Below are 25,752 nucleotides of genomic sequence, written 5' to 3'. Positions count from 1 at the left end.
CGATCGCAATCCGGGGCGGCTAACGCCTACTCCGCAGTAGGTGCGACCATCGGACGGCATACTCAGCGTCAAGGTGAAAGAGGAAGTCGGCCATGGCAACGGCGCCCAGCGTCTCCTACTCGATGACGGTCCGGCTGGAGGTGCCCGCGAGCGGAACCGCCGTCTCGCAGCTCACCACCGCCGTGGAGTCCTCCGGAGGCTCGGTGACCGGCCTCGACGTCACCGCCTCCGGTCACGAGAAGCTCCGCATCGACGTCACCATCGCCGCCACCTCCACCAGCCACGCCGACGAGATCGTCGAGAAGCTGCGCGGCATCGAGGGCGTCGTCCTCGGCAAGGTCTCCGACCGTACGTTCCTGATGCACCTCGGCGGCAAGATCGAGATGGCGTCGAAGCACCCCATCCGCAACCGTGACGACCTGTCCATGGTCTACACGCCGGGCGTGGCCCGCGTCTGCATGGCGATCGCCGAGAACCCGGAGGACGCCCGCCGTCTGACCATCAAGCGCAACTCCGTTGCGGTCGTGACGGACGGCTCCGCCGTGCTGGGCCTCGGCAACATCGGCCCCAAGGCCGCCCTCCCGGTCATGGAGGGCAAGGCGGCCCTCTTCAAGCGCTTCGCGGGCATCGACGCCTGGCCGCTGTGCCTCGACACCCAGGACACCGACGCGATCGTCGAGATCGTCAAGGCGATCGCCCCCGGGTTCGCCGGCATCAACCTCGAGGACATCTCCGCCCCCCGCTGCTTCGAGATCGAGGCGCGGCTGCGCGAGGCCCTCGACATCCCCGTCTTCCACGACGACCAGCACGGCACCGCGATCGTCGTCCTGGCCGCCCTCAAGAACGCACTTCGCTGCACCGGCAAGGCGATTGAGAACATCCGGGTCGTCATGTCCGGCGCCGGCGCGGCCGGTACGGCCATCCTCAAGCTGCTGCTCGCGGCCGGCGTGAAGAACGCCGTCGTCGCCGACATCCGCGGTGTCGTGCACGCCGGGCGGGAGGACCTGCGGGAGGCTCCCGCGGACTCGGCGCTGCGCTGGATCGCCGACAACACCAACCCCGAGGGCCTCACCGGCACGCTGAAGGAAGCCGTTCGCGGAGCCGACGTGTTCATCGGCGTCTCCGCCCCGAACGTGCTGGACGGGGACGACGTGGCCGCCATGGCCGAGGGCGCCATCGTGTTCGCGCTCGCGAACCCCGACCCCGAGGTCGACCCGGCGATCGCCCGTCAGACGGCGGCCGTCGTGGCCACCGGCCGCTCCGACTTCCCGAACCAGATCAACAACGTGCTGGTCTTCCCGGGCGTCTTCCGCGGTCTGCTGGACGCGCAGTCCCGCACCGTCAACACGGAGATGATGCTGGCCGCCGCGAGCGCGCTGGCCGACGTGGTGACCGAGGACGAGCTCAACCCGAACTACATCATCCCGAGCGTCTTCAACGACAAGGTCGCGGGCGCGGTGGCCGGTGCGGTGCGGGAGGCGGCGAAGGCGGCGGGCGCCGCGTCCTAGACGTGGCGTACGGTGCTGGGCGGGCCTGTCGCGGCTGGGCGGGCCTGTCGTACTGTGGGCACGCTGTGAGCATCACCACGACGTGCCGCACCGGCGAGTCGTGGAACCGGGCGCCTCTCGCCACCCTCTAGGGTGGCGGCCACGCTCGCGCCTCCTCGGCCCGCGTTTCGTGTGACCCCCTAGGGTGTACTCACGACTCCAACGGGTGCCGGATTGGCTTTCCCGTCGCAGGTAGGGGCAGGATGCGTCCCTGGGCGCGAGCGCATCGGCTTCGCTGTGCCAATATCGGCTCTGCCGCGTGGCACACCCCAACGGCAAGAAGAACACGGGAGTAACAACATGAACCGCAGTGAGCTGGTGGCCGCGCTGGCCGACCGCGCCGAGGTGACCCGCAAGGACGCCGACGCCGTTCTGGCCGCGTTCGCCGAGACCGTCGGCGAGATCGTCGCCAAGGGCGACGAGAAGGTCACCATCCCCGGCTTCCTGACCTTCGAGCGCACCCACCGTGCCGCTCGCACCGCGCGCAACCCGCAGACCGGCGACCCGATCCAGATCCCCGCCGGCTACAGCGTCAAGGTCTCCGCGGGCAGCAAGCTGAAGGAAGCGGCCAAGGGCAACTGAGCGCTCCGCTTCGAGCGCCGGGTGACTGCGGGCCGTTTATCGGCCGGCGGGACCGCCGTGGCTGGTCGCGCAGTTCCCCGCGCCCCTCAGGGGGCGCTCAACACAACGCCGATGGGGCGGTTACCCGGACTCGGGTAACCGCCCCATCGGCGTTGGTGCGACTGGCCGCTAGCCGAGCGCCTTGCCGGGCAGTTCCACCTTCGCTCCCAGCTCCACGAGCTTCTCCATGAAGTTCTCGTAGCCGCGGTTGATCAGGTCGATGCCGTGGACCCGGGACGTGCCCTGGGCGGCGAGGGCGGCGATGAGGTAGGAGAAGCCGCCGCGGAGGTCGGGGATGACCAGGTCCGCGCCCTGGAGCTTGGTCGGGCCGGAGACGACGGCCGAGTGCAGGAAGTTGCGCTGGCCGAAGCGGCAGTCGGAGCCGCCCAGGCACTCGCGGTAGAGCTGGATGTGCGCGCCCATCTGGTTCAGCGCGGAGGTGAAGCCGAGCCGGGACTCGTACACCGTCTCGTGGATGATGGACAGACCCGTGGCCTGCGTGAGGGCCACCACGAGCGGCTGCTGCCAGTCCGTCTGGAAGCCCGGGTGCACGTCCGTCTCGAGGGCGATCGACTTCAACTGCCCGCCGGGGTGCCAGAAACGGATGCCCTCGTCGTCGATCTCGAAGGCGCCGCCCACCTTCCGGTAGGTGTTCAGGAACGTCATCATCGAGCGCTGCTGCGCGCCGTGGACGTAGATGTTCCCCTCGGTCGCCAGCGCCGCCGACGCCCAGGACGCGGCCTCCAGCCGGTCCGGGAGCGCCCGGTGGGCGTAGCCGCCGAGCTGGTCCACACCCGTGATGCGGATGGTGCGGTCGGTGTCCATCGCGATGATGGCGCCCATCTTCTGCAGGACGCAGATGAGGTCCTCGATCTCCGGCTCGACGGCCGCGTTCGAGAGCTCGGTGACGCCCTCGGCGAGGACGGCCGTCAGCAGTACCTGCTCGGTCGCGCCGACGGACGGGTACGGCAGCCGGATCTTCGTGCCGCGCAGCCGCTGCGGAGCCTCCAGGTACTGCCCGTCCGCGCGCTTCTCGATCCGCGCGCCGAACTGCCGGAGCACGTCGAAGTGGAAGTCGATGGGCCGGCCGCCGATGTCGCAGCCGCCGAGACCGGGGATGAAGGCGTGGCCGAGGCGGTGCAGCAGCGGACCGCAGAAGAGGATCGGGATACGGCTGGAACCCGCGTGGGCATCGATGTCGGCGACGTTCGCGCTTTCGACGTGCGTGGGATCCATCACCAGTTCGCCCGGCTCCTCACCCGGACGGACCGTCACCCCGTGCAGCTGCAGCAGGCCGCGTACGACACGCACGTCACGGATGTCCGGAACGTTGCGCAGTCGACTCGGCGAGCTGCCCAGCAGGGCGGCGACCATGGCCTTCGGTACGAGGTTCTTCGCACCGCGGACACGGATCTCGCCCTCCAGCGGGGTTCCGCCGTGGACAAGCAGGACATCGTCGTTGACGGTCATGTATCTCGCGTTCCGATGAGTCGGGCAGGGGCCAGAAGGGAAAGGGTAATCGCCGCCCACCCCCCTTCTGTAAGCCCAAGTACCGCCCAGCTACGTCATAGCTCTGTCACAACACGGCCCGTTCACCGCCGGGCACATGGGGTCACCGGCCGCCCCGTGCGCCCGCCGCGTGCCTCTTTGAGCCCTGAGCTGCATTCCCCCTCCTTACGCCGATTGCCTCCCCACGCCCGGGGAAGATGCGGGATCATGTCTGGCATGACCGAGGTGTCCTCGCTCACAGGGCGGTTGCTCGTGGCAACGCCCGCCCTGGCGGACCCGAACTTCGACCGTGCGGTGGTGCTCCTTCTCGACCACGACGAGGAGGGCTCCCTCGGTGTCGTCCTCAACCGTCCGACCCCCGTGGACGTCGGCGACATCCTGGAGGGCTGGGCGGACCTCGCCGGCGAGCCCGGGGTCGTCTTCCAGGGCGGCCCGGTCTCCCTCGACTCGGCGCTCGGAGTCGCCGTCATCCCCGGCGGCTCCTCCGCCGACGGGGTACCGCTGGGCTGGCGCCGGGTGCACGGCGCGATCGGACTGGTCGATCTGGAGGCCCCGCCGGAGCTGCTCGCCTCGGCCGTGGGCTCCCTGCGGATCTTCGCCGGGTACGCGGGCTGGGGCCCCGGTCAGCTGGAGGACGAGCTGGTCGAGGGCGCCTGGTACGTCGTCGAGTCGGAGCCCGGGGACGTCTCCTCGCCGTCCCCGGAGAGACTCTGGCGCGAGGTGCTGCGCCGCCAGCGCAACGAGCTGGCGATGGTGGCCACGTACCCGGACGACCCTTCGCTCAACTGATGCCTGTGAGCTTCAGTACCCTTGGCGATATGAGCACTCTTGAGCCCGAGCGCGGGACTGGTACGGGGACCCTCGTAGAGCCGACGCCGCAGGTGTCCCACGGCGACGGCGACCACGAGCGCTTCGCCCACTACGTCCAGAAGGACAAGATCATGGCGAGCGCCCTCGACGGCACCCCCGTCGTGGCGCTGTGCGGCAAGGTGTGGGTACCGGGCCGCGACCCGAAGAAGTACCCCGTCTGTCCGATGTGCAAGGAGATCTACGACTCCATGGGCGCCGGCGGCGGCGACAAGGACAAGGGCGACAAGTAACCCGTAACGCCCGAGGCTCGCAAGGCCCCCGGGGTGCCGTTCGGCGCGCCCCGGGGGTCTTCGTATGATGTTGTGCACAGTGAAACGTGCATTGCGCATGTTGCAACGCGAACTCCGGAGATCCTTTCCTGTGAATTCCTCGCCGCGACCGACGTGACGCAATTCCGGTTTTCCCTCATCCCGGCCTGAACGGCTTCCTGTTCGCAGGGTGTTTTCTGAGGAGTGACGTGATGGATGTGATTCCGGAGCCCGCCCGCACACACCGGCACGGCCCCGGTTTCTGGGAACTCGGACCGCAGACGGGACTGTCGGTGGGAAAGGGCGCGGACGGCACGGCACGGTGGCTGCGCGGCACGCTCGGCGCCGCCACGGGCCTGCCGCTCGCTCCCGCCGACGGGGACGGCGACGACGTCCTGCGCCTGTCCGTCGACCCGGCGGTGACCGGGGAGCTGGGCGCGGAGGGCTACCGTCTCGACGTCCTCCCCACCGGCGCACACCTGGTCGGAGGCGGCCCCGCAGGTCTGTTCTGGGGCGCCCAGACGCTACGTCAGCTGCTCGGCCCGGACGCCTTCCGGCGCGCCCCGCTGCCCGGCCGGACCTGGCGGCTGCCCCTGGTCCGGATCGAGGACTCGCCGCGCTTCGGCTGGCGCGGACTCATGCTCGACGTCGCCCGGCACTTCATGCCCAAGGAAGGCGTCCTGCGCTACCTCGACCTCATGGCGGCGCACAAACTCAACGTCTTCCACTTCCATCTGACGGACGACCAGGGCTGGCGCGTCGAGATCGAAAGGTATCCCCGGCTCACCGAGGTCGGCTCCTGGCGGTCACGAACGAAATTCGGTCACCGGGCCTCGGAGCTGTGGGAGGAGAAGCCGCACGGTGGCTTCTACACCCAGGACGACATCCGGGAGATCGTCGCCCATGCCGCGGAGCGGCATATCACCGTCGTCCCCGAAATCGACGTGCCGGGACACTCGCAGGCCGCCATCGCCGCGTACCCGGAACTCGGCAACACGGATGTCATCGACACCACTTCCCTCTCCGTCTGGGACAACTGGGGGATCTCTCCCAACGTACTGGCCCCCACTGACACCACCCTGCGTTTCTACGAGGGGGTGTTCGAGGAACTCCTCGATCTCTTCCCCTCCGAGTTCATCCACGTCGGGGGTGACGAATGCCTCAAGGACCAGTGGCGGCGATCGCCCACCGCGCAGGCCCGCATCGCGGAACTCGGCGTCACCGACGAGGACGGTCTGCAGGCGTGGTTCATCGGCCACTTCGACACCTGGCTGAGCGCGCGCGGGCGCAGGCTCATCGGCTGGGACGAGATCCTGGAGGGCGGCCTCGCCCCGGGCGCGGCCGTGTCCTCGTGGCGCGGTTACGCCGGCGGGGTCGCCGCCGCGCGGGCCGGCCACGACGTCGTGATGTGCCCCGAGCAGTACGTGTACCTGGACCACCGGCAGGCCGACGGCGCCGACGAGCCGGTCCCGATCGGGTATGTCCGCACGCTGGAGGACGTCTACCGCTTCGAGCCCGTTCCATCGGAGCTGACGCCGGAACAGGTCCGGCACGTCCTCGGCACGCAGGCCAACGTGTGGACCGAGGTGATGGAGGACGCGGGGCGCGTGGACTACCAGACCTTCCCGCGCCTCGCCGCCCTCGCCGAGGTGGCGTGGAGTTCCCTGCCGGCCCCCGGGGAACGGGATTTCGCCGACTTCGAGCGGCGGATGAGCGCTCATTACCGGCGACTCGACGCCCTGGGCGTCGCCTACCGGCCACCCGCCGGACCCCGTCCGTGGCAGCGGCGGCCGGGAGTCCTCGGCCGTCCGATCGAGGGCACGCCCCCGAACAGGTAGCTCACGAACGGGTAAGCGGGCGTCCCGAACAGGTGGTGGAAAAACGTCGCAAGCATCACCGAAGAGTGCCAATTCGCGCGCAGCGGTGATGTTGTGCGAAAACGGACCATCTCCCTGATGAGAGGGGCGAATGCCGCCTAGCGGACCCCCGTCTTCGGGTGCCTCGAAGATGTGCCAGAGTTGCCACGTCCGCCCTGTCAGCACGTACCGTACGGCAACACAGGTGGGACCAGGTGGGGGCAGCGGGAAGGGGCAGCCGGTTTGACCACGCACGCACCGCAGGCGGCGCAGGCCGTCGCGCTGCCCACGACCCTGGACGAGGCCGTGGCGGCGCTCACCGCCGTGCCCGCCGCCGTACCCGTGGCGGGCGGCACCGACCTGATGGCCGCCGTCAACTCCGGGCAGCTCAGGCCGGCCGCGCTGGTCGGCCTCGGCCGGATCAGCGAGATCCGCGGCTGGCAGTACCTCGACGGGCACGCCCTGCTCGGCGCGGGCCTCACGCACGCGCGCATGGGCCGCCCCGACTTCGCGGCGCTCATCCCCGCGCTCGCCGCCGCCGCGCGCGCCGCCGGCCCGCCGCACATCCGCAACGCGGGCACCCTGGGCGGCAACATCGCCTCGGCCGCGCCCACCGGGGACGCGCTGCCGGTGCTGGCCGCCCTGGAGGCGACACTGATCATCGCGGGCCCGGGCGGAGCCCGCCGGGAGATCCCGGTGTCGCATCTGCTGGCCGGCGTCGACATGCTGCGCGGCGGCGAACTCATCGGGTACGTGCGCGTGCCGCTGCTGCACGCGCCCCAGGTCTTCCTGAAGGCGACGGGACGCACCGGACCGGGCCGCGCGATGGCCTCCGTGGCGCTCGTCCTCGATCCCGCCCGGCGCGGGGTGCGGTGCGCCGTCGGTGCCATAGCGCCGATGCCGCTGCGTCCGCTGGACGCCGAGCAGTGGGTCGCCCGGCTCATCGACTGGGACAACAACCGCACGATCGTCCCCGAGGCGCTGCACGCCTTCGGCGAGTACGTCGCCGCGGCCTGCATCCCCGACCCCGTTCCCGAGGCGGACGGCACCGTCCAACCGCTCCCGCCCGCCGTACTGCACCTGCGGCGCACCGTCGCCGCGCTGGCCCGACGAGCACTGGGGAGGGCGCTGTCGTGACCGACGACCAGCACGGAGAGGGCACGCCCCGCAGCGGAGGCCGCTGGGACCCGCTGCCCCAGGGCGACTACGACGACGGCGCCACCGCCTTCGTGAAGCTCCCCGAGGGCGGCATCGACGCGCTCCTGGCCGCCTCCGACAGCCCGCTGGCCGCGCGGGGGCACGGGTACGTGCCCCCGCAGATAACGCCCGGCGCGGGGACCGACCAGGGGGCGGCCGGCCCGTGGGGCGCCCCCGCCGACGGCTCCCAGTGGCCCGACCCCAACGCCGCCGCGCCCACCGAGGGCGACGACCGCTTCACGTACAACCCCGCCTCCACACAGCAGTGGACCTACGAGGATCCGCAGCCGACGGGACACACGCCCACCTCCGCGCCGGGTCACGACGTGACCGGCCAGTGGTCGATCCCGGTGGCCGACGGCGATCTCCCGGACGAATCGGGCGAGTTCACCACCTCGTCCCTGGTCCAGCAGTGGGGCGGGACGCCTCCGTCGACGCTCCCGGGAGGCGCCGCGGCCCCCTGGGCGACGGAGGCGGCGGGCCGGCCCTGGGACCAGCCGGAGGCACCGGGCGCCGAGGACGGCACCGGCCGCCCCCACGAGTCCTCGACGGGCACACTCCCCGGCCGGACGCACGACGCGCGGACCGGGACCGGATACGACCCGCAGGACGGCCCCGCGCACGAGCAGTCCTCGCCGCGTACCGGCGTCGAGCCGGGCGCGTCGGCACCGGAGCCCTCGGGCCACGCGCCCGTGGGAGCGGACCGGCCGGAGTACACGTCGGGACCCGCCCACGACCGCGAGCAGCCGCACGGCACCCCGTCTCCGACGGCCGAGTACGCCGGGCAGCCGCACCCGGCCGGGACCCCGGGCCACGCCCCCGAGCACGACGGCGGGGCGGACGAGCGCCCGCCCGGGAACGCCGGCCACCCCGACGCCCGCGCCCACGGCGCCGGGGGCGACGAGCACGCGCACATGGCCGGGGACCGGACCGCCCACACCGCCGATCACACCTCCGGTGGCTCCGCCCTGGCCCACCTCGCCGATCCCGGTGAGCCCTACGAGTCCGCCGCCGATGCCGCCGTAGCAGCCTCACAGGCCGCTCAGGGGGCCGGTGAGGCCGCCGGGGTGGCCGAGGGGACCCAGGGGGCCGCGGAGGCCGCTGAGGGGGCCGTGGAGGCCGCCGGGGCGGTGGACGCCGTGGCCGGAGCGCGGGACGCGGGCGAGGCGGCCGACGCCGCGACCGCCGACGCCCCTTCGGACGACCCCGACGCCACCCGCGCCGGACCGGCCCCGGCGGACCGGGCGGATCAGCCGGACTCGGCCGAGGAGCCGTCCCCGCTGCCCCCCGCCGAGGAACACCCCCTCGCCTCCTACGTCCTGCGCGTCAACGGTGTCGAACGGCCCGTGTCCGACGCCTGGATCGGCGAGTCGCTGCTGTACGTGCTGCGCGAGCGGCTGGGCCTGGCCGGCGCCAAGGACGGCTGCTCACAGGGCGAGTGCGGGGCGTGCAACGTCCAGGTCGACGGGCGGCTGGTGGCCTCCTGCCTCGTCCCCGCCGTCACCGCCTCCGGCAGTGAGGTGCGGACCGTCGAGGGCCTCGCCGAGGACGGCCAGCCCTCGGACGTGCAGCGCGCGCTCGCCCGGTGCGGCGCCGTGCAGTGCGGCTTCTGCGTACCCGGCATGGCGATGACCGTGCACGACCTCCTCGAGGGCAACCCGGCGCCCAGCGAACTGGAGACCCGCCAGGCCCTGTGCGGCAACCTGTGCCGCTGCTCCGGCTACCGGGGCGTCGTCGAGGCCGTCAAGGACGTCGTCGCCGAACGCGAGGCGCACGCCGCCGCCGAGGCCGCCGAACACGACGGCAACGAGGCGCGTATTCCTCACCAGGCGGGCCCGGGTGCCGGCGGTGTCAACCCGTCGGCGTTCGAGGCACCCGGGGCCATGAACCCAGGGCCCACGGGACCGCGCGACCAGGCTTACGGACAGGACGGAGGCCAGGCGTGAGCAACGAAGCCGCCACCGCGACCACCACCGCGGAGGCTGCACCCGCCCCCGAGCCGCTGCCGCACGGCCTCGGCGCCTCCCTGCCGGCCGCCGACGCCCGCGCCAAGACCGAGGGCACGTTCCCGTACGCGGCCGACCTGTGGGCCGAGGGCCTGCTGTGGGCGGCCGTCCTGCGCTCCCCGCACGCGCACGCGCGCATCGTGTCCATCGACACCTCCCACGCGCGGGAGATGCCCGGCGTCCGGGCCGTCGTCACCCACGAGGACGTGCCGGGTTCCGCCCGCCACGGGCGCGGCACGGCCGACCGCCCGGTCTTCGCCTCCGAGGTCGTGCGCCACCACGGCGAGCCCATCGCCGCCGTCGCCGCCGACCACCCCGACACCGCCCGCATGGCCGCCGCGGCCATCATGGTCGAGTACGAGGTCCTGGACCCGGTCACCGACCCCGAGCAGGCCTTCGAGGCCGAGCCGCTGCACCCCGACGGCAACCTGATCCGGCACATCCCGCTGCGCCACGGCGACCCCGACGCGGTCGGTGAGGTCGTCGTCGAGGGCCTGTACCGCATCGGCCGCCAGGACCCCGCCCCCATCGGCGCCGAGGCCGGGCTCGCCGTCCCGCGCCCCGACGGCGGCGTGGAGCTGTACCTGGCCTCCACCGACCCGCACACCGACCGCGACACGGCCGCCGCCTGCTACGGCCTGGAACCCGAGCGCGTCAAGATCGTCGTCACCGGCGTCCCCGGCGCCACCGCCGACCGCGAGGACCAGGGCTTCCAGCTCCCGCTCGGCCTGCTGGCGCTGAAGACCGGCTGCCCGGTCAAACTCACCGCGACGCGCGAAGAGTCCTTCCTCGGCCACGCCCACCGCCACCCCACCCTCCTGCGCTACCGGCACCACGCCGACGCCGAGGGCAAGCTGGTCAAGGTCGAGGCGCAGATCCTGCTCGACGCGGGCGCGTACGCCGACGCCTCCTCCGAGGCCCTGGCCGCCGCCGTGGGCTTCGCCTGCGGCCCCTACGTCGTCCCCAACGCCTTCATCGAGGGCTGGGCCGTCCGCACCAACAACCCGCCCTCCGGCCATGTGCGCGGCGAGGGCGCCATGCAGGTCTGCGCCGCCTACGAGGCGCAGATGGACAAGCTGGCCAAGAGACTCGGCGTCGACCCGGCCGAACTCCGCCTCCGCAACGCCCTGGCCACCGGGGACGTGCTCCCGACCGGCCAGACCGTGACCTGCCCGGCACCCGTCGCCGAACTCCTGCAGGCGGTACGGGACTTCCCCCTCCCCGCCCTTCCCAAGGACACCCCCGAGGACGAGTGGCTGCTGCCCGGCGGCCCCGAGGGCGCGGGCGAACCGGGCGCGGTGCGCCGGGGCGTGGGCTACGGCCTGGGCATGGTGCACATGCTCGGCGCGGAGGGCGCCGACGAGGTGTCCACGGCGACCGTGAAGGTCCAGGACGGCGTGGCGACCGTGCTCTGCGCGGCCGTGGAGACCGGTCAGGGCTTCACCACGCTGGCCCGGCAGATCGTCCAGGAGACGCTCGGCATCGACGAGGTGCACGTGGCGCCCGTCGACACCGACCAGCCGCCGGCCGGCGCGGGCTGCCGCGGCCGCCACACCTGGGTGTCCGGCGGTGCGGTCGAGCGGGCGGCCAAGATGGTGCGCACCCAGCTCCTGCAGCCCCTCGCGCACAAGTTCGGCATGTCGACCGAGCTGCTGCAGATCACCGACGGCAAGATCACCTCGTACGACGGTGTGCTGTCCACCACCGTCACCGAGGCGATGGACGGCAAGGAGCTGTGGGCCACGGCCCAGTGCCGCCCGCACCCGACCGAGCCGCTCGACGAGCACGGCCAGGGCGACGCCTTCGTGGGCATGGCCTTCTGCGCGATCCGCGCGGTCGTCGACGTCGACATCGAACTCGGATCGGTACGAGTGGTGGAGCTGGCGCTCGCCCAGGACGTGGGCCGCGTCCTCAACCCCGCCCAGCTGGCCGCCCGGATCGAGGCCGGTGTCACCCAGGGCGTCGGCATAGCGCTCACGGAGAACCTGCGCTCCGCGCGCGGGTTGATCCGCCACCCCGACCTGACGGGCTACGCGCTGCCGACGGCCCTGGACGCCCCGGAGGTCCGGATCGTCAAACTCGTCGAGGAACGCGACGTGGTGGCGCCCTTCGGCGCGAAGGCGGTCAGCGCGGTACCGGTGGTGACGTCCCCGGCGGCCATCGCCTCCGCGGTCCGCGCGGCGACCGGCCGCCCCGTCAACCGCCTGCCGATCCGCCCGCAGGCAGCGGTGGTGACGGGCCAGTAGGGCCGAGCGCGGTGCGAGGCGTGGTCGTCGTCACGGGAGTGATGGCGTCGGGCAAGTCGACGGTGTCGCAGGCGCTCGCGGAACGCTTGCCGCGAGCGGCACACGTGCGTGGCGACGCCTTCCGCCGCATGATCGTCTCTGGCCGCGAGGACTACGCCCCGGACGCCGGCGCCGAGGCCGAGTCCCAACTACGCCTGCGCCACCGCCTGTCGGCGAGGACGGCGGACGCGTACGCGGAGGCCGGCTTCACGGCGGTGGTGCAGGATGTCGTCCTCGGGGAGCAACTGACGGCGTACGTCGACCTGTTCCGCACCCGCCCCCTGTATGTCGTCGTGCTGGCGCCGAGCCCCGAGGCGGTCGCGGCGCGGGAGGCCGGACGGGCGAAGACCGGGTACGGGGCCTGGACGCTCGCGGAGTTGGACGGCGTGTTGCGCGGGGCGACGCCGCGGATCGGGTTGTGGCTGGACACCACAGGCCTGAGTGTGGGGGAGACGGTGGAGGCGATTCTCTCGGGGCGGGAACGGGCGAGGGTGCGCTGAGCGTCCTGGGATGCGTCGGCCCGCGGTAATTCCAGGGCGTTGTCAGTGGTGGGGCGTAGTGTTCTGAGAAGTGGGTGATGGCCGATGGATGATGGCCGGCCGCCGAGCCCACACGCGACGAAGTTCATGTGACGCAACACATGCGGGGGAAGCAATGAGCAGGACCGACACCGCCGTCGGGGTGATCAGACTCACCGAGGACCAACTCGATCCGTACGTCACGCACGCGCCGACGCGGCACCGGCTGACCGGCCCCGGACTCCCCTCCGACGGCGCCCTGTTGACGTTCACGGCCCTGCGCACGCGCGGCCTGCGCACGGTGGCCCAGTCCACCGACGCCGACGATCCCGACCTGCCGACGGAGCTGCGGGACCGGCTGGTCATAGGCGAGCTCCTCGCCCCGGCCGGCATGGACCCGGAGTCGATCCTCCTCGACGGCGGCACCGGCGAGATCAGCACGGCGTACCTGTTCGAGCTGATGGACAGCCGCCCGCTGGCGCCCTCGCTGGAGGTGCTGGTGCGGTTCGCGACGGTGACCGAGGAACTGGCGGACCTGCGCGGCCAGTTCGCGTCCTACGCGGGCCGCCACGGAACCAAGGCCGCGGCCGAGGCCTCCCGCCGGCTCCTCGCCCTGTTCGAGGAGGGCACGGACGGCAGGGTCCCGCCGTACTGGAAGGCCGCGGCGCTGATCCGCCCCCTCGCCCTCGCGGCCGGCCCCGGCACGGACTCCGGCCTCACCCTGGACGTCCCCGCCCGCCTCCTGGACGAGGAGTTCGGGCACGGGCGCGTGGCCCGCTACGAGGACGTCGACTTCCCGTCGACCCTCACCCATGAGCCGACCCGCCGCTTCCTGCGTGAGACGGGCCTGCCGGAGCAGACGGTGCTCTTCCGCCTGGACACCGAGGTCCCCCTCCAGACCCTGGCCGAATACGCGGCGGACGACCGCCCCGGCACCGCGTCCCCCTTCGAACTCCCCGCACGGGCCGACCACTTGATACGCCTCGGCCATCTGGTCGAGGACAACAGCCTGGTGGTGGACGGCGCGACGGGCGAGGTCCTGAACTGGAGCGAGCCCGAGGCGAGGCTGTACCCCCTCAACACGGACGTCTCCACTCTGGCCTTCACCCTGTGGCTGCACCACCGCGAGCGCACCATCGACCGGGCGCTCTCCCATGAGCTGTCCACCGAGGCCTACGACCAACTGGCCGCCACCATGCTCCAGGTCCTCACGTCGATCGACCCGACCGCCACCGCCACGACGACCGCGGCCGACTGGCACTACTGGACCCAGGCCTTCCAGGACGAGCCGGGCGGGGTCCTCTGACCCCACGCTCCCGTAGCGCATACTCGGGGCGGCGAATAGGCTGGTCACAGGGGGTCGACATGGTTCGATCCGAGGAGCCTCCCATGAGGAAGACCAGACGCGGCGCTTGGCGTGCGGCCGGTGTCGTCACCGCACTCGCGACGGCCGCCGCGATCGCCTCCGTCGCCCCGGCACAGGCTCAGTCCACCGCCCAACTGTCCGCGTACGTCAGCGACGGCTGGGGCGGCGGGACCATCACCAGCCAACCCGCCGGGATCAACTGCCATACGTCGGCATGGGATCCGTACGCGGGCGACCCGGCCCCGAACCCGACCGGAACCTGTACCGCGAGCTTCCAGGTCGGAACGAGGGTCACCTTCACCGCCACACCCGACTCCGGGTCCTACATCAACGACGGCCCCACGCCGAACCCCGTGACCGTACGGACCGGCTACAACTTCACATGGGTGATGTTCTGCCCGACCAACGGCCTCTGCTCAGCGGGCTGACCTCCACCGATCCCGCCGACCGGAGCCTCACTCTTCCGTCCTGCCTGGTGGGGCAGATGGAGGCCGTGGCGGGAATCGAACCCGCGTAACTCGCTTTGCAGGCGAGTCCCTGAACCACTCGGGCACACGGCCGTGTCGTTGGGATGACCGTAGGGCGGGGTGGGCGTGGGGCTCAAGGGAATCCGTGGTGCCGCAACGGGACTGCCATACGCCGTTCATGAAAGGGGCCTACGACCAAGGTCGCAAGGCGGACCAGACCCCCGACAGGGGTCAACCGGGGTTGTGGACCTTACGCTGGCGGGCATGACCGTCCTGGAGCCGCGCGATGCCGTAGTCGTAGAGGGAACCGCTGGTGACAGCGTGCTGGGGCGGGCCCACCGGGCGCTCAGTGTCGGGATCGTGTCCGTCGTGCTGCTCATCGCCTTCGAGGCGACCGCCGTGGGGACCGCGATGCCGGTCGCCGCGCGGGAGTTGGACGGGGTCGGGCTGTACGCGTTCGCGTTCTCGGGGTACTTCACGACCAGTCTGTTCGGGATGGTGCTCGCCGGGCAGTGGTCGGACCGGCGGGGACCGGTCGGGCCGCTGACGACCGGGATCGGCGCGTTCGCCGCCGGGCTGGTGGTGGCCGGGACCGCCGGGGTCATGTGGGTGTTCGTCCTCGGACGGGCCGTGCAGGGGCTCGGCGGCGGGCTGGTGATCGTCGCCCTGTACGTCGTCGTCGGGCGCGCCTATCCGGAGCGGCTGCGGCCGGCGATCATGGCTGCCTTCGCGGCGAGCTGGGTCGTACCGTCCGTGGTGGGCCCGCTGGCCGCGGGCGCGGTGACCGAACATCTCGGGTGGCGCTGGGTGTTCCTGGGGATCCCGGTGCTCGTCGTCTTCCCGCTGGCGATCGCCCTGCCGCAGATCCGGCACCGGGCCGCCGGCCCGGTCGACGGCTGCGCGGACGCCTCCCTCGACCGGCGGCGCATCCGACTCGCCCTCGCCATCTCCCTCGGCGCCGGCTTCCTGCAGTACGCCGCCCAGGACCTGCGCCCGCTCTCCCTGCTCCCCGCCCTCGCGGGCACCGCACTGCTCGTGCCGGCCGTACGGGGGCTGCTCCCGCGCGGCACGTACCGCGCGGCGCGCGGGCTGCCGTCGGTGGTGCTGTTGCGCGGGGTCGCGGCGGGGTCGTTCATCGCGGCCGAGTCCTTCGTGCCGCTGATGCTGGTCACCCAGCGCGGCCTGTCGCCGACGCTCGCCGGGTTCTCCCTCGCGGCGGGCGGGGTGACCTGGGCGGTGGGGTCCTGGGTGCAGTCACGGGCGCGCGTCCAGCCGTACCGGGAACGGCTGATGGTGGTGGGGATGGTGCTGGTGGCCGCCGCCATCGCCGCCGCCCCGAGCGTGCTCGTCGACTCCGTGCCTGCCTGGACCGTGGCCGTCGCCTGGGCGTTCGGCTGTTTCGGGATGGGCCTGGTGATCGCCTCCACCAGCGTGCTGCTGCTGAAGCTGTCCGCCCCCGAGGAGGCCGGCGCCAACTCCGCCGCGTTGCAGATCTCGGACGGCCTGTCCAACGTGGTCATGCTGTCGGCGGGCGGCGCGGCCTTCGCGGCGCTGGGCGGCGGGGCGGTGGCCCACACGGCGACCGCGACCGCGACGGCGGCCACGGTCTCCGGCTCGGGACACCATCCGGCCGCCTTCGCGGCCGTGTTCCTGCCGATGGCCGTCGTGGCGCTGTTGGGGGCGTGGGTGGCGACGCGGGTGAGGGCCGCCGGGCACGCGACGCGGTGACGGAGCGTGCCGTGACGAGCCGAGCCTTCCGCGGCGACTGTGACCTCGGTCCCACCCACGGACGACCCGCCCCGGTACGCGCATGGACAGCGGGGGCCCGCCGGTAGGGTGGCCCGGTTGTCATACGTAGCCGAGCCCCAATCCAATCCTCCGAGCCGCCCGACCCACCCCACGGAGACCGTGACTACCACCGCCGCCAGCTCCGCCTCGCACTCCCACCACCTCTCTCCCGCCTTCCCCGGCCGCGCCCCCTGGGGCACCGCCAGCAAGCTGCGTGCCTGGCAGCAGGGGGCGTTGGAGAAGTACGTCCAGGAGCAGCCGCGTGACTTCCTCGCCGTCGCCACCCCCGGCGCCGGCAAGACGACCTTCGCGCTGACGCTCGCCTCCTGGCTGCTGCACCACCACGTCGTGCAGCAGGTGACCGTGGTCGCGCCGACCGAGCATCTGAAGAAGCAGTGGGCGGAAGCGGCGGCGCGGATAGGGATCAAGCTGGACCCCGAGTACAGCGCGGGCCCGCTCGGCAAGGACTACCAGGGCGTCGCGGTCACCTACGCCGGCGTCGGCGTGCGGCCCATGCTGCACCGCAACCGCGTCGAGCAGCGCAAGACCCTCGTCATCCTCGACGAGATCCACCACGCCGGTGACTCCAAGTCCTGGGGCGAGGCCTGTCTGGAGGCCTTCGAGCCGGCCACCCGCCGCCTCGCGCTCACCGGTACGCCCTTCCGCTCCGACACCAACCCGATCCCCTTCGTCACGTACGAGGAGGGGAACGACGGCATCCGGCGGTCCGCCGCCGACTACACCTACGGTTACGGCAACGCCCTCGCCGACCACGTCGTGCGGCCGGTCATCTTCCTCTCCTACAGCGGCAACATGCGCTGGCGGACCAAGGCCGGTGACGAGATCGCCGCCCGGCTCGGCGAGCCCATGACCAAGGACGCGATCAGCCAGGCGTGGCGTACGGCCCTGGATCCGCGCGGCGAGTGGATGCCCAGCGTGCTGCGCGCCGCCGACCAGCGGCTGACCGAGGTCAGGAAGGGCATCCCGGACGCCGGCGCCCTCGTCATCGCCTCCGACCAGGACTCCGCCCGCGCCTACGCCAAGCTCATCCGCGAGATCACCGGCAGCAGGGCGACCCTCGTGCTGTCCGACGACGCCGGTGCCTCGAAGAGGATCGACGACTTCAGCCAGAGCAACGACCGGTGGATGGTCGCCGTGCGGATGGTGTCCGAGGGCGTCGACGTGCCGCGGCTCGCGGTCGGGGTGTACGCCACCACCATCTCCACGCCGCTCTTCTTCGCCCAGGCCGTCGGGCGTTTCGTGCGGTCCAGGCGGCGCGGCGAGACCGCCTCCGTCTTCCTGCCGACCGTCCCCGACCTGCTCACCTTCGCCAACGAGATGGAGGTCGAGCGCGACCACGCCCTCGACAAGCCGAAGAAGGAGGGCGAGGAGGACCCGTACGCCGAGTCCGAGAAGGAGATGGAGGAGGCGAACAAGGAGCAGGACGAGGACACCGGCGAGCAGGAGCAGTTCGCCTTCGAGGCGCTGGAGTCCGAGGCCGTCTTCGACCGGGTGCTGTACGACGGCGCCGAGTTCGGCATGCAGGCCCACCCGGGCAGCGAGGAGGAGCAGGACTACCTCGGCATCCCGGGACTCCTCGAGCCCGACCAGGTGCAGCTGCTGCTGCAGAAGCGGCAGGCTCGGCAGATCGCGCACAGCCGCAAGAAGCCGGACGCCGAGGCCGACCTGCTGGAGCTGCCCGCCGAGCGGCGGCCCGTGGTCTCGCACAAGGAGATGATGGAGCTGCGCAAGCAGCTCAACACCATGGTCAGCGCGTACGTCCACCAGAGCGGCAAGCCGCACGGTGTCATCCACACCGAGCTGCGGCGCACCTGCGGCGGTCCGCCGAGCGCCGAGGCCACGGCCGGTCAGCTCCGGCAGCGGATCGCCAAGGTGCAGGAGTGGGCGACTCGCATGAAGTGACGCCGGGCGCCCTGCGGGGACGTGGTGGCGCACCGTCCGTATCAGGACAAACAGAGGTAGTTCGGTCCCGGCCAGTGCCCGGATTCTGGACGGAGACTTCCGCTCAGCGAACCCGCACCGCTAATGTCCCGCTACGCACACGCCCCGTGGCAGCGCCGCCGCGGAGCGCAGCCGTGAAGCGACGCGGTCCGGTATCGGCCGGACCGCCGGCCGATCGGCGGCCTCTGTTGCGCGTCACTGACGGGACTCGGTGACGCATCGTCGCGCGGAGACCGCCGACCTCACCACTTGGAGGAGTGGGCGTCGTGACCGCGGAGACCTCTCAGACGCTCGACCGAGGACTGCGTGTCCTCAAGCTGCTGGCCGACACGGACCATGGGCTGACCGTCACCGAGCTTTCCAACAAACTGGGCGTCAACCGGACCGTCGTGTACCGGCTGCTCGCCACCCTCGAACAACACGCGCTCGTACGGCGGGACTTGGGCGGCCGTGCCCGGGTCGGGCTCGGCGTGCTGCGGCTCGGGCGGCAGGTGCATCCGCTGGTGCGCGAGGCCGCGCTGCCGGCGCTGCGCTCGCTCGCCGAGGACATAGGGGCGACCGCGCATCTGACGCTGGTGGACGGGGCGGACGCACTGGCCGTCGCCGTCGTGGAGCCGACCTGGACGGACTACCACGTGGCCTACCGGGCAGGCTTCCGGCACCCGCTCGACCGGGGCGCCGCCGGCCGGGCGATCCTCTCCGCGCGGGCCAAGCCCGTGGGGGAGCCCGGGTACACGCTGACCCACGGGGAGTTGGAGGCCGGCGCGAGCGGAGCGGCGGCCCCGCTGCTCGGGGTCACGGGCGTCGAGGGCAGCGTCGGCGTCGTGATGCTGGCCGACGCGGTGCCGGAACGGGTCGGCCCCCGCGTCGTCGACGCGGCACGAGAGGTCGCCGAGGCCCTGCGCTGACCCACGTCACTAGGAGCCACCCAAGCCCCGCGCTGAACCGGGCCACCGGGGGCTGCCGAAGCCGTGCGCTGATCCGCGCCCCGGAGGCGCCCAGGCCCTGCGCTGAGCCGCGCCCCCCCCGGGGGCCGCCGAAGCCGTGCGCTGAACCGGGCCACCGGGGGCTGCCGAAGCCGTGCGCTGATCCGCGCCCCTCGGGGGTCGCCGAAGTCGTGCGCTGATCCGCGCCCCCCGGGGGCTGCCGAAGTCGTGCGCTGAGCCGCGCCCCGGAGGCGCCCAGGCCCTGCGCTGAGCCGCGCCACGGGGTGCCGCCCGAAAAAAGCCGTGCGCTGAGCCGCGCCACCGGGTGCCCGCCGAAGCCGTGCGCTGAATCGCGCCACCGGGGGCCGCCGAACCCCTGCGCTGAGTCGCGCCCCCGGAGGCGCCCAGGCCATGGCGTTCGCGCGCACGGCGGGGGAGTACGTCCCCGTGGGCCACCAGCGCACATCCGAGGAGCGGCTCAGGGCGTGGCTCCGGTGAGGCCCGCAAGCGTCCGCAACTGAAGCCACAGCACCAGCCGTTCGTCGGGATCGTCGAGGTCGATCCCGACGTGCTGCTGCGCCTGCCGCAGGCGGTAGCGGCAGGTGTTCGGGTGCACGGCGAGCAGTTTCGCCGCGCCCGCCATGTCGCAGCCCGCGTCGAACCAACTGACCAGCGTGCGCGCGTAGTCGGTGCCGCGCTCCGCGTCGTACGCCAGCACCCGGCGCCACGCGCCCTCGCTCAACTCCCGCTGCTCGCCCAGCACTTCCGCGAGCCGCAGTAGCGTCACCCGCGGACGCACCTCGTCCAGCGTGGCCACCGGCAGCTCCGGCCCGAGCACCCGCAGCACCAGCTCGGCGTCCTGACGCGACCCCGCGAGCTCCGCCGGCCCCGCCACCACGTCCCCCAGCGCGGCCCGCACCGACACCCGCAAGGCCTGCCCCGCCCGCGCCACGATGTCCTCGGCCAGCCGCTTGTGGCGCGTACCGGACCCCGGCAGGACCGCGTACACCACCCCGTCGGCCGGCACACACGCGTGCCGCCCGTAACGCGCCTCGCACTGCAGCCGTACGACGTCCAGCAGGCGCAGGGCGGTCTGCTCGGCGTCCGGCAGACTCGCGGCGTCGAGGACGAACGCGGCGACCCGCATCGGCCCGTCGAGGCCCAGGCGCTGCGCGGCCGTCGCCGCGTCCGCCGTGCCGTCGAGCAGACGGCGCAGCAGGTCGCTGTTGTGGTGGCGGGCCAGCTCCTGGGCCGCCCGGGCCCGCAGCAGGAGCAGCGCCGCCGTGGACGCGCCCTGCGCCAGGGTGTCCTCGGCGTCGGGCGCGAGCGAGCCGGCGTCGACCACCCAGACCGAGCCCAGCGTCTCGCCGCCCGCGCGGACGGCGACCGCGAGACGGGGCAGGTCACCGTCCCGCAGCGCGGGCAGCCGCAGCGGACCCGGGGCCGCGAACAGCGCCCGGTACTGCTCGGTGTCGGCCGCGCCGACCGGGACCCGCAGGCCGAGGATGCCCTGCCGGCGGTCCTCGTCGACCGGCTGGCCGGGCACGGTGGAGTAGGCGAGGATCCGCTGGCGCGGGTCCTCCACGGCCGTCGCCCCGCCGGTCGCCGCCGCGACGGCATCCGCCAGCGCGAACAGGTCCCCGAGACCGCCGGCCGAGGGCGTGGGCCGGGCGCCGATCGCCGAGGACAGCAGCAGATGCACCTGGTGCCAGGCCACGTCCTGGTCGACCGACAGCAGCGCCACGCCGTGCGCCTCGGCCTCCCCGACCGGGCCGTCCGGGCCGCGTACGACGAGCCCGGTCATCCCTGCCTGCGCGGCCACGCGGACCAGCGGCCCGGCCGCGACCGCCCGTACGCCGACCGCCAGGAGCAGCGCACCCGGGGCGCGCTGCTGCGGGGCGTGGGCGTCGTACAGCAGCGCCTCGGTGACGGGGACGGTGAGTCCGGCGGGGGCGGTGTGCAGGTGGACGGAGGGTCCGCCGATGACGTCCAGGAGGTCGCCGAGCGTGCAGGCGTCCATGGGTTCCTCCCGGGGCCGGTGGTGAGGGGGCGAACGGTTGGCCGATCGGGAAACGAACGTACGCGCGCCTTGTCCGCTCGCACAATGTGCCGGCCGCACCCGCCGACGAGACTCGTCGCATGACGCTCGACCGCCCGCCCGGAGTGACCATCCGCACCGTCCACGACGTCGCCGGCCTCACGGCCGTCGCCGACCACTTCAGCGACGTGTGGCAGACCCCGCGCAGCTCCCCGCCCTATCCGGCCGAGGTGCTGCGCAGCCTCGTCCACGCGGGCGGCGCCGTGCACGCCGCCTACGACGGGACCCGGCTCGCCGGGGCGTCCGCCGCCGTGTTCGGGCCGGACCGGGCCACGTACTCGCTGGTCGCCGCCGCGGACCAGGGCCTCGGCTACCACGTGAAGCAGGCCCAGCGGGCCTGGGCCCTGGACCTCGGCGCCCGCACCATGCGCTGGACCTTCGACCCGCTGATCGGCCGCAACGCCCGCTTCAACCTCGCGAAACTGGGCGCGACCGGCACCGAGTACCTCGTCGACTTCTACGGCCCCATGGCCGACGGCGTGAACGACGGCGACGAGAGCGACCGGCTCACGGCCACCTGGGAACTCGTCCGGCCGCAGGCACCGGACGAGACCGGTGACCGCGAGACGGCGCCCGCCACGCACACGGCACCCGACGGCGGGACGCTGGCCCGGCGCGACCGCGCCGACCGGCACGTCTGGTGCCGCGTCCCGGACGACATAGTCAAGCTGCGCTCCGCCGACCCCCGTCTCGCCCTGCGCTGGCGGCACGCCGTCCGCGAGGTGTTCACGGAGGCCTTCGCGCAGGGCTTCACGGCCACCGGGATGTCCCGCGACGGCTGGTACACGCTCACCCGGAAGCCCCGGAAGGACTCCGCCGTATGAAGCTCGAACGCGTCGAGATCGTCCATGTCGCGATCCCCCTGGTCTCCCCCTTCCGCACCTCCTTCGGCACGATGACCACGAAGGACACCTTCCTGCTGCACGTCGTCACGGACGAGGCCGAGGGCTGGTCGGAGTTCGCCGCCGACCCCGAGCCGCGGTACTGCTCCGAGTTCGTGGCCGGCGCGGAGATCGTGCTGCGGGACTTCCTGCTGCCGCGCGCCACCGCCCTCACCCACCTCACCACGGCCGCCCTGGCCCCCGCCCTGGCGAAGACCAAGGGCCACGAGCTGGCGAAGGCGGCACTGGAGACCGCTGTCCTCGACGCGGAGCTGCGCTCGTACGGCATGTCCCTCGCGACCTACCTCGGAGCCGTCCGCGACCGTGTCCCGGCGGGCGTCTCCGTCGGCATCAAGGACTCGGTCCCGCAGCTGCTGGACGACGTCGAGCGCTACCTCGCCGAGGGCTACGTCCGCATCAAACTGAAGATCGAGCCGGGCTGGGACGTGGAGCCCGTACGGGCGGTGCGCGACCGCTTCGGGGACGCCCTGCCCCTCCAGGTCGACGCCAACACGGCCTACACGCTCGCGGACGCCGAGCACCTCAGGCGTCTGGACGAGTTCGGCCTGCTGCTGATCGAGGAGCCGCTGGAGGAGAACAACCTCCACGCCCACGCACAGCTCCAGCGGCGCCTGACGACCCGCGTCTGCCTCGACGAGTCCCTCCACAACGCCCGCGACACCGCCTCCGCGATCGCGATGGAGGCGTGCCGGGTCGTCAACGTCAAGCCCGCTCGGGTGGGCGGCTACCTCGAGGCCCGCCGCATCCACGACGTGGCGCACGCGCACGGTGTCCCCGTGTGGTGCGGCGGCATGCTGGAGACGGGCATCGGCCGCGCCCCCAACCTCGCCCTGGCCGCTCTCCCGGGCTTCACCCTCCCCGGCGACACCTCGGCCTCCTCCCGCTACTTCGCCGAGGACATCACCGAGCCCTTCGTCCTCGAGGACGGCCACCTGACGGTCCCGACCGCCCCCGGGATCGGTATCGAACCGCTGCCGGACGCACTGCGGCGCTTCACACGGGAGCGGCGAGACTTGTACGTGAGCTGACCGTCGCCCGACCGACGCCTGGCCGGAAGTCACCGTCACGTTAGATTGATCCCGTGCTCTCTCGCCTCACACGCCCCCAGGCCCTCGCCGTCTGCGCCGCACCTGTCGTGGCGCTGATCGCCACGGCCGTGTTCGCGCCGCTGCCGTTCTCACTGGCGCAGCCCGGGATGACGGCGAACGTCCTCGGGGACAACCAGGGCACACCGGTCATCACGATCTCCGGTGCGAAGTCCCGGCAGACGAGCGGGCAGCTGCGGATGACGACCATCGAGGCGACCAATCCGGACACCCGGGTCTCGCTCGGGGACGTGCTCTCCGCATGGTTCGCCACGGACAAGGCCGTGATGCCGCGCGACTCGGTCTATCCGAGCGGGCAGAGCACGAAGGAGATCGAGCAGCACAACACGGCGCAGATGAAGGAGTCGCAGGACGCCGCTACCCAGGCGGCGCTGAAGTACCTCGACCTCAGTGCGAAGGACGTCAAGGTCACCCTCAGGCTCGCCGACGTGGGCGGCCCGAGCGCGGGGCTGCTGTTCACGCTGGGCATCATCGACAAGCTCGACGGCAACGGGAGCGGGGGAGACCTGACCGGGGGCCGTACCGTCGCCGGCACCGGGACGATCAGCGCCGACGGGAGGGTCGGCGCGGTGGGCGGCGTGGCGCTGAAGACGCAGGCGGCGCGGCGGGACGGGGCGACGGTGTTCCTGGTGCCGAAGGACGAGTGCGGCGACGCCAAGTCGGAACTGCCGAAGGGACTGCGCCTGGTCCCGGTGACGACGCTGAAGGGTGCGGTCGGTTCCCTGGTGGCGTTGGAGGGCGGCAAGGGCTCCGTACCGAGCTGCTAGCCGACCAGCGCCGGCCGCCGCTTCGCGGACGCCAGCCGCAGACCGACCTCGACGAGGGTCCAGCCCAGCCGGCTGCGCAGATCGAGCGGCACCCTGGCCCGCGCGGCGAGGCGGTGGGCGGCGGCCTCGGCGTGGAGCTCGGCCGCTCGGGCGTGGTGGAGGGTGAGGTGGGTTTCGGGGTGCATCGGAGCCAGGCCTCTCAGTGGGTGGTCAGGGGGAAGGTGCGCGTCTGTACGCGGATCGTCTTCGCCTGCGGGTCGTTCTCGGTGGCGGGCAGATCGCGGTAGCTCTCGACAAGGGCGTGCATCTTCTCGACGAGTTCCTGAGCCAGTTCAGGGGTCAGGCGGAGGGTCATGCTGCTCATGTCCCACTGTTGGTTCCACTCCTCGGGCCAGTCCTGGCGGGTGCCGATCCAGGTCGCGAGCTCCCGGCCCTGGGCGGTGGCGACCTCGTGGAGATAGGTGTCGGCCGCTCCCCGCACGGCGGGGTTGGTGTCGGTGAGGAGGCTGTCGTCGAAGAGGAGTCCCTGGATGGCGGCCCGCCACCACCGCTCCCGTCCTTTGCCCCGCTCGGGGTCGTCCTCCACGAAACCGTGCGCCGCAAGCTGACGCAGGTGGTAGCTGGTGGCTCCGCTCGACTCACCCAGTCTCTCGGCTAGTTGAGAAGCGGTGGCCGGACCGCCGAAGCGCAGTGCGTCCAGGAGCTGCATGCGCAGGGGGTGGGCGAGCCCGCGCAGGGAGCGGGCGTCGAGAGTGCGGAAAGGACGTTCTTCGGGCTGCTCGGCCATGCATGCAAAGGTAGCGCTGCAAATGCTTCTTTGCAACCTTTTCTTTGTAACTCGTGGACGCTGTCAGCATCCCGACTGGCACTGCCCTCCCCCCGCCTCCAACCCCCGGGGCCTGAGCAGGAGTTCGGCGAGGGACGCCAGCCAGTCCACCAGTAAAGCCAGGACGACCGTGAGGACCGAGCCCAGGACCAGTACCGGCATCCGATGGGTGGTGATGCCGGTGGTGATCAGGACGCCCAGGCCGCCGCCCCCGGCGAAGGTCGCCAGGGTCGCCGTGCCGACGTTCAGGACGAGGGCGGTGCGCACCCCGGCGAGGATCAGCGGGACCGCGAGCGGCAGTTCCACGCGCCCGAGCACGCCCAGCGGAGACATGCCGATGCCGCGCGCCGCCTCCAGCAGGGCGGGGTCGTTCGCCCTCAGGCCGGCGACGGTGTTCGACAGCACGGGCAGGACGGCGTAGACGATCATGCCGATGAGCGCGGCCCGTATGCCGGTGCCGAGCCAGATCACCAGCAGGGCGAGCAGGCCGATCGCCGGGGTTGCCCGGGCCGCGTTGGCGAGCGCCATCGCCACCGGGGTGGCCTTCCGGAACGCTCCGCGGGTCAGCAGGACGCCCAGCGGGATCGCGATGACCAGGACGAAGAAGGTGGAGATGGCGGTCAGTTCGACGTGCTGCCACAGCGCCTCGGACACCTGGCCGTCCGAGAGGGCGTGCTCGGAGATCCGGTCGAGCGTGGCCTGCCGGAACCACAGCCAGGTCGCCAGCAACACGGCGAGGATGGCGGTCGGCAGGACGGTCAGTTTCTGCCAGGTGATCCGCGGTGGTGCCAGGCTGGGCGACAGCCGGGCCACCCTGGCCTCTACAGAGACGTCCACCGATCCGTCCCTCCAGACCTCCGCACCGCGCTCCCCGCCCGCCCGGTCCC

General features: G+C 72.5%; 22 protein-coding genes and 1 tRNA gene. 17 read left to right on the top strand and 6 right to left on the bottom strand.

Going from position 1 to position 25,752, the window contains the following annotated elements:
• Positions 1-92: 92 nt before the first annotated feature.
• Positions 93-1,508 carry an NAD-dependent malic enzyme gene (locus tag ABZZ74_RS18980; RefSeq protein ID WP_356766260.1) on the top strand — a complete coding sequence of 472 codons (1,416 nt, stop codon included), beginning with the start codon at positions 93-95 and terminating at the stop codon, positions 1,506-1,508.
• Between the two features lie 339 nt (positions 1,509-1,847).
• Complete coding sequence (locus ABZZ74_RS18975) at positions 1,848-2,129, top strand: HU family DNA-binding protein (protein WP_006139383.1); 282 nt, start codon at positions 1,848-1,850, stop codon at positions 2,127-2,129.
• A 168-nt stretch (positions 2,130-2,297) separates the two neighbouring features.
• On the opposite strand, the gene murA is transcribed toward ABZZ74_RS18975, so the two are convergent.
• Entirely contained in the window at positions 2,298-3,638 is a 1,341-nt protein-coding gene (gene murA / locus ABZZ74_RS18970) for a UDP-N-acetylglucosamine 1-carboxyvinyltransferase (RefSeq protein WP_133046284.1), read from the bottom strand.
• A 255-nt stretch (positions 3,639-3,893) separates the two neighbouring features.
• On the opposite strand from murA, the gene ABZZ74_RS18965 reads away from it, so the two are divergent.
• From ABZZ74_RS18965 to ABZZ74_RS18925, 9 genes are all read left to right on the top strand, one after another.
• A complete protein-coding gene (locus tag ABZZ74_RS18965; protein WP_356766257.1) occupies positions 3,894-4,466 on the top strand; it encodes a YqgE/AlgH family protein in 573 nt (190 codons plus the stop codon).
• A 29-nt stretch (positions 4,467-4,495) separates the two neighbouring features.
• Entirely contained in the window at positions 4,496-4,777 is a 282-nt protein-coding gene (locus ABZZ74_RS18960; RefSeq protein WP_133046286.1) for a DUF3039 domain-containing protein, read from the top strand.
• A gap of 230 nt (positions 4,778-5,007) precedes the next feature.
• Positions 5,008-6,633, top strand: coding sequence for a beta-N-acetylhexosaminidase (locus tag ABZZ74_RS18955; protein ID WP_356766255.1), 1,626 nt, complete (start codon positions 5,008-5,010; stop codon positions 6,631-6,633).
• A gap of 261 nt (positions 6,634-6,894) precedes the next feature.
• Positions 6,895-7,788: an FAD binding domain-containing protein gene (locus tag ABZZ74_RS18950; protein WP_356766253.1), complete on the top strand. Its 894-nt coding sequence runs from the start codon at positions 6,895-6,897 to the stop codon at positions 7,786-7,788.
• Positions 7,785-9,794, top strand: a complete 2,010-nt coding sequence (locus ABZZ74_RS18945) for a 2Fe-2S iron-sulfur cluster-binding protein (RefSeq protein ID WP_356766251.1) — start codon at positions 7,785-7,787, stop codon at positions 9,792-9,794. Before ABZZ74_RS18950 ends, ABZZ74_RS18945 begins: the two co-directional genes overlap by 4 nt.
• Complete coding sequence (locus tag ABZZ74_RS18940) at positions 9,791-12,100, top strand: molybdopterin cofactor-binding domain-containing protein (protein WP_356766249.1); 2,310 nt, start codon at positions 9,791-9,793, stop codon at positions 12,098-12,100. The genes ABZZ74_RS18945 and ABZZ74_RS18940 overlap by 4 nt, the downstream gene beginning before the upstream one ends.
• Before the next feature lie 11 nt (positions 12,101-12,111).
• Positions 12,112-12,639 carry an AAA family ATPase gene (locus tag ABZZ74_RS18935; RefSeq protein WP_356766247.1) on the top strand — a complete coding sequence of 176 codons (528 nt, stop codon included), beginning with the start codon at positions 12,112-12,114 and terminating at the stop codon, positions 12,637-12,639.
• Between the two features lie 154 nt (positions 12,640-12,793).
• Positions 12,794-13,963, top strand: coding sequence for an SUKH-4 family immunity protein (locus ABZZ74_RS18930; protein ID WP_356766245.1), 1,170 nt, complete (start codon positions 12,794-12,796; stop codon positions 13,961-13,963).
• An 83-nt stretch (positions 13,964-14,046) separates the two neighbouring features.
• On the top strand, positions 14,047-14,451 hold the full coding sequence (locus ABZZ74_RS18925) for a hypothetical protein (protein WP_356766243.1): 405 nt from the start codon (positions 14,047-14,049) through the stop codon (positions 14,449-14,451).
• A 57-nt stretch (positions 14,452-14,508) separates the two neighbouring features.
• Here the strand turns inward: ABZZ74_RS18925 and ABZZ74_RS18920 are convergent.
• Positions 14,509-14,583: transfer RNA gene (locus ABZZ74_RS18920), tRNA-Cys, on the bottom strand.
• Between the two features lie 171 nt (positions 14,584-14,754).
• Here ABZZ74_RS18920 and ABZZ74_RS18915 point away from each other — a divergent pair.
• The 3 genes from ABZZ74_RS18915 (at position 14,755) to ABZZ74_RS18905 (ending at position 19,148) form a co-directional block, all read left to right on the top strand.
• Positions 14,755-16,218, top strand: coding sequence for an MFS transporter (locus ABZZ74_RS18915; RefSeq protein ID WP_356766241.1), 1,464 nt, complete (start codon positions 14,755-14,757; stop codon positions 16,216-16,218).
• A gap of 180 nt (positions 16,219-16,398) precedes the next feature.
• On the top strand, positions 16,399-18,201 hold the full coding sequence (locus ABZZ74_RS18910; protein WP_356766239.1) for a DEAD/DEAH box helicase: 1,803 nt from the start codon (positions 16,399-16,401) through the stop codon (positions 18,199-18,201).
• A gap of 305 nt (positions 18,202-18,506) precedes the next feature.
• Positions 18,507-19,148, top strand: a complete 642-nt coding sequence (locus ABZZ74_RS18905) for a helix-turn-helix domain-containing protein (protein ID WP_133046296.1) — start codon at positions 18,507-18,509, stop codon at positions 19,146-19,148.
• Between the two features lie 496 nt (positions 19,149-19,644).
• Here the strand turns inward: ABZZ74_RS18905 and ABZZ74_RS18900 are convergent, their stop codons facing one another.
• Entirely contained in the window at positions 19,645-21,186 is a 1,542-nt protein-coding gene (locus tag ABZZ74_RS18900) for a helix-turn-helix domain-containing protein (protein WP_356766237.1), read from the bottom strand.
• Between the two features lie 119 nt (positions 21,187-21,305).
• On the opposite strand from ABZZ74_RS18900, the gene ABZZ74_RS18895 reads away from it, so the two are divergent.
• Genes ABZZ74_RS18895 through ABZZ74_RS18885 form a run of 3 tightly spaced genes read left to right on the top strand, consistent with a single transcriptional unit; the run spans position 21,306 to position 24,039 of the window.
• Complete coding sequence (locus ABZZ74_RS18895; protein ID WP_356766235.1) at positions 21,306-22,088, top strand: chorismate synthase; 783 nt, start codon at positions 21,306-21,308, stop codon at positions 22,086-22,088.
• Positions 22,085-23,194: an o-succinylbenzoate synthase gene (menC, locus tag ABZZ74_RS18890; protein WP_356766233.1), complete on the top strand. Its 1,110-nt coding sequence runs from the start codon at positions 22,085-22,087 to the stop codon at positions 23,192-23,194. The genes ABZZ74_RS18895 and menC overlap by 4 nt, the downstream gene beginning before the upstream one ends.
• A 53-nt stretch (positions 23,195-23,247) precedes the next feature.
• Positions 23,248-24,039, top strand: coding sequence for a S16 family serine protease (locus ABZZ74_RS18885; RefSeq protein ID WP_356766231.1), 792 nt, complete (start codon positions 23,248-23,250; stop codon positions 24,037-24,039).
• Here ABZZ74_RS18885 and ABZZ74_RS18880 read toward each other — a convergent pair.
• The 3 genes from ABZZ74_RS18880 to ABZZ74_RS18870 form a co-directional block, all read right to left on the bottom strand.
• Positions 24,036-24,224 (bottom strand): hypothetical protein, encoded by a 189-nt coding sequence (locus ABZZ74_RS18880; RefSeq protein ID WP_356766229.1) that lies wholly within the window; start codon positions 24,222-24,224, stop codon positions 24,036-24,038. The two genes, ABZZ74_RS18885 and ABZZ74_RS18880, sit on opposite strands and share 4 nt — an antisense overlap.
• Positions 24,225-24,238: 14 nt before the next feature.
• Positions 24,239-24,826, bottom strand: a complete 588-nt coding sequence (locus tag ABZZ74_RS18875; RefSeq protein WP_356766227.1) for a helix-turn-helix domain-containing protein — start codon at positions 24,824-24,826, stop codon at positions 24,239-24,241.
• Positions 24,827-24,889: 63 nt separating this feature from the next.
• Positions 24,890-25,702 carry an ABC transporter permease gene (locus ABZZ74_RS18870; RefSeq protein ID WP_356766374.1) on the bottom strand — a complete coding sequence of 271 codons (813 nt, stop codon included), beginning with the start codon at positions 25,700-25,702 and terminating at the stop codon, positions 24,890-24,892.
• Positions 25,703-25,752: the final 50 nt, after the last annotated feature.

It is taken from the genome of Streptomyces sp. NPDC006476, from assembly GCF_040612015.1.
Lineage (GTDB): Bacteria > Actinomycetota > Actinomycetes > Streptomycetales > Streptomycetaceae > Streptomyces > Streptomyces griseorubiginosus_B.
Note: the sequence above shows the minus strand (reverse complement) of the source record. Positions and strands in the feature narration are given on the sequence as shown.

Excerpts from the sequence above, each read along its gene's own strand:
- ABZZ74_RS18980 (WP_356766260.1), top strand. The coding sequence starts at position 93 with ATGGCAACGGCGCCCAGCGTCTCCTACTCGATGACGGTCCGGCTGGAG.
- ABZZ74_RS18975 (WP_006139383.1), top strand. The coding sequence starts at position 1,848 with ATGAACCGCAGTGAGCTGGTGGCCGCGCTGGCCGACCGCGCCGAGGTG.
- murA (WP_133046284.1), bottom strand. The coding sequence starts at position 3,638 with ATGACCGTCAACGACGATGTCCTGCTTGTCCACGGCGGAACCCCGCTG.
- ABZZ74_RS18965 (WP_356766257.1), top strand. The coding sequence starts at position 3,894 with ATGACCGAGGTGTCCTCGCTCACAGGGCGGTTGCTCGTGGCAACGCCC.
- ABZZ74_RS18960 (WP_133046286.1), top strand. The coding sequence starts at position 4,496 with ATGAGCACTCTTGAGCCCGAGCGCGGGACTGGTACGGGGACCCTCGTA.
- ABZZ74_RS18955 (WP_356766255.1), top strand. The coding sequence starts at position 5,008 with ATGGATGTGATTCCGGAGCCCGCCCGCACACACCGGCACGGCCCCGGT.
- ABZZ74_RS18930 (WP_356766245.1), top strand. The coding sequence starts at position 12,794 with ATGAGCAGGACCGACACCGCCGTCGGGGTGATCAGACTCACCGAGGAC.
- ABZZ74_RS18925 (WP_356766243.1), top strand. The coding sequence starts at position 14,047 with ATGAGGAAGACCAGACGCGGCGCTTGGCGTGCGGCCGGTGTCGTCACC.
- ABZZ74_RS18915 (WP_356766241.1), top strand. The coding sequence starts at position 14,755 with ATGACCGTCCTGGAGCCGCGCGATGCCGTAGTCGTAGAGGGAACCGCT.
- ABZZ74_RS18900 (WP_356766237.1), bottom strand. The coding sequence starts at position 21,186 with ATGGACGCCTGCACGCTCGGCGACCTCCTGGACGTCATCGGCGGACCC.
- ABZZ74_RS18895 (WP_356766235.1), top strand. The coding sequence starts at position 21,306 with ATGACGCTCGACCGCCCGCCCGGAGTGACCATCCGCACCGTCCACGAC.
- menC (WP_356766233.1), top strand. The coding sequence starts at position 22,085 with ATGAAGCTCGAACGCGTCGAGATCGTCCATGTCGCGATCCCCCTGGTC.
- ABZZ74_RS18880 (WP_356766229.1), bottom strand. The coding sequence starts at position 24,224 with ATGCACCCCGAAACCCACCTCACCCTCCACCACGCCCGAGCGGCCGAG.
- ABZZ74_RS18875 (WP_356766227.1), bottom strand. The coding sequence starts at position 24,826 with ATGGCCGAGCAGCCCGAAGAACGTCCTTTCCGCACTCTCGACGCCCGC.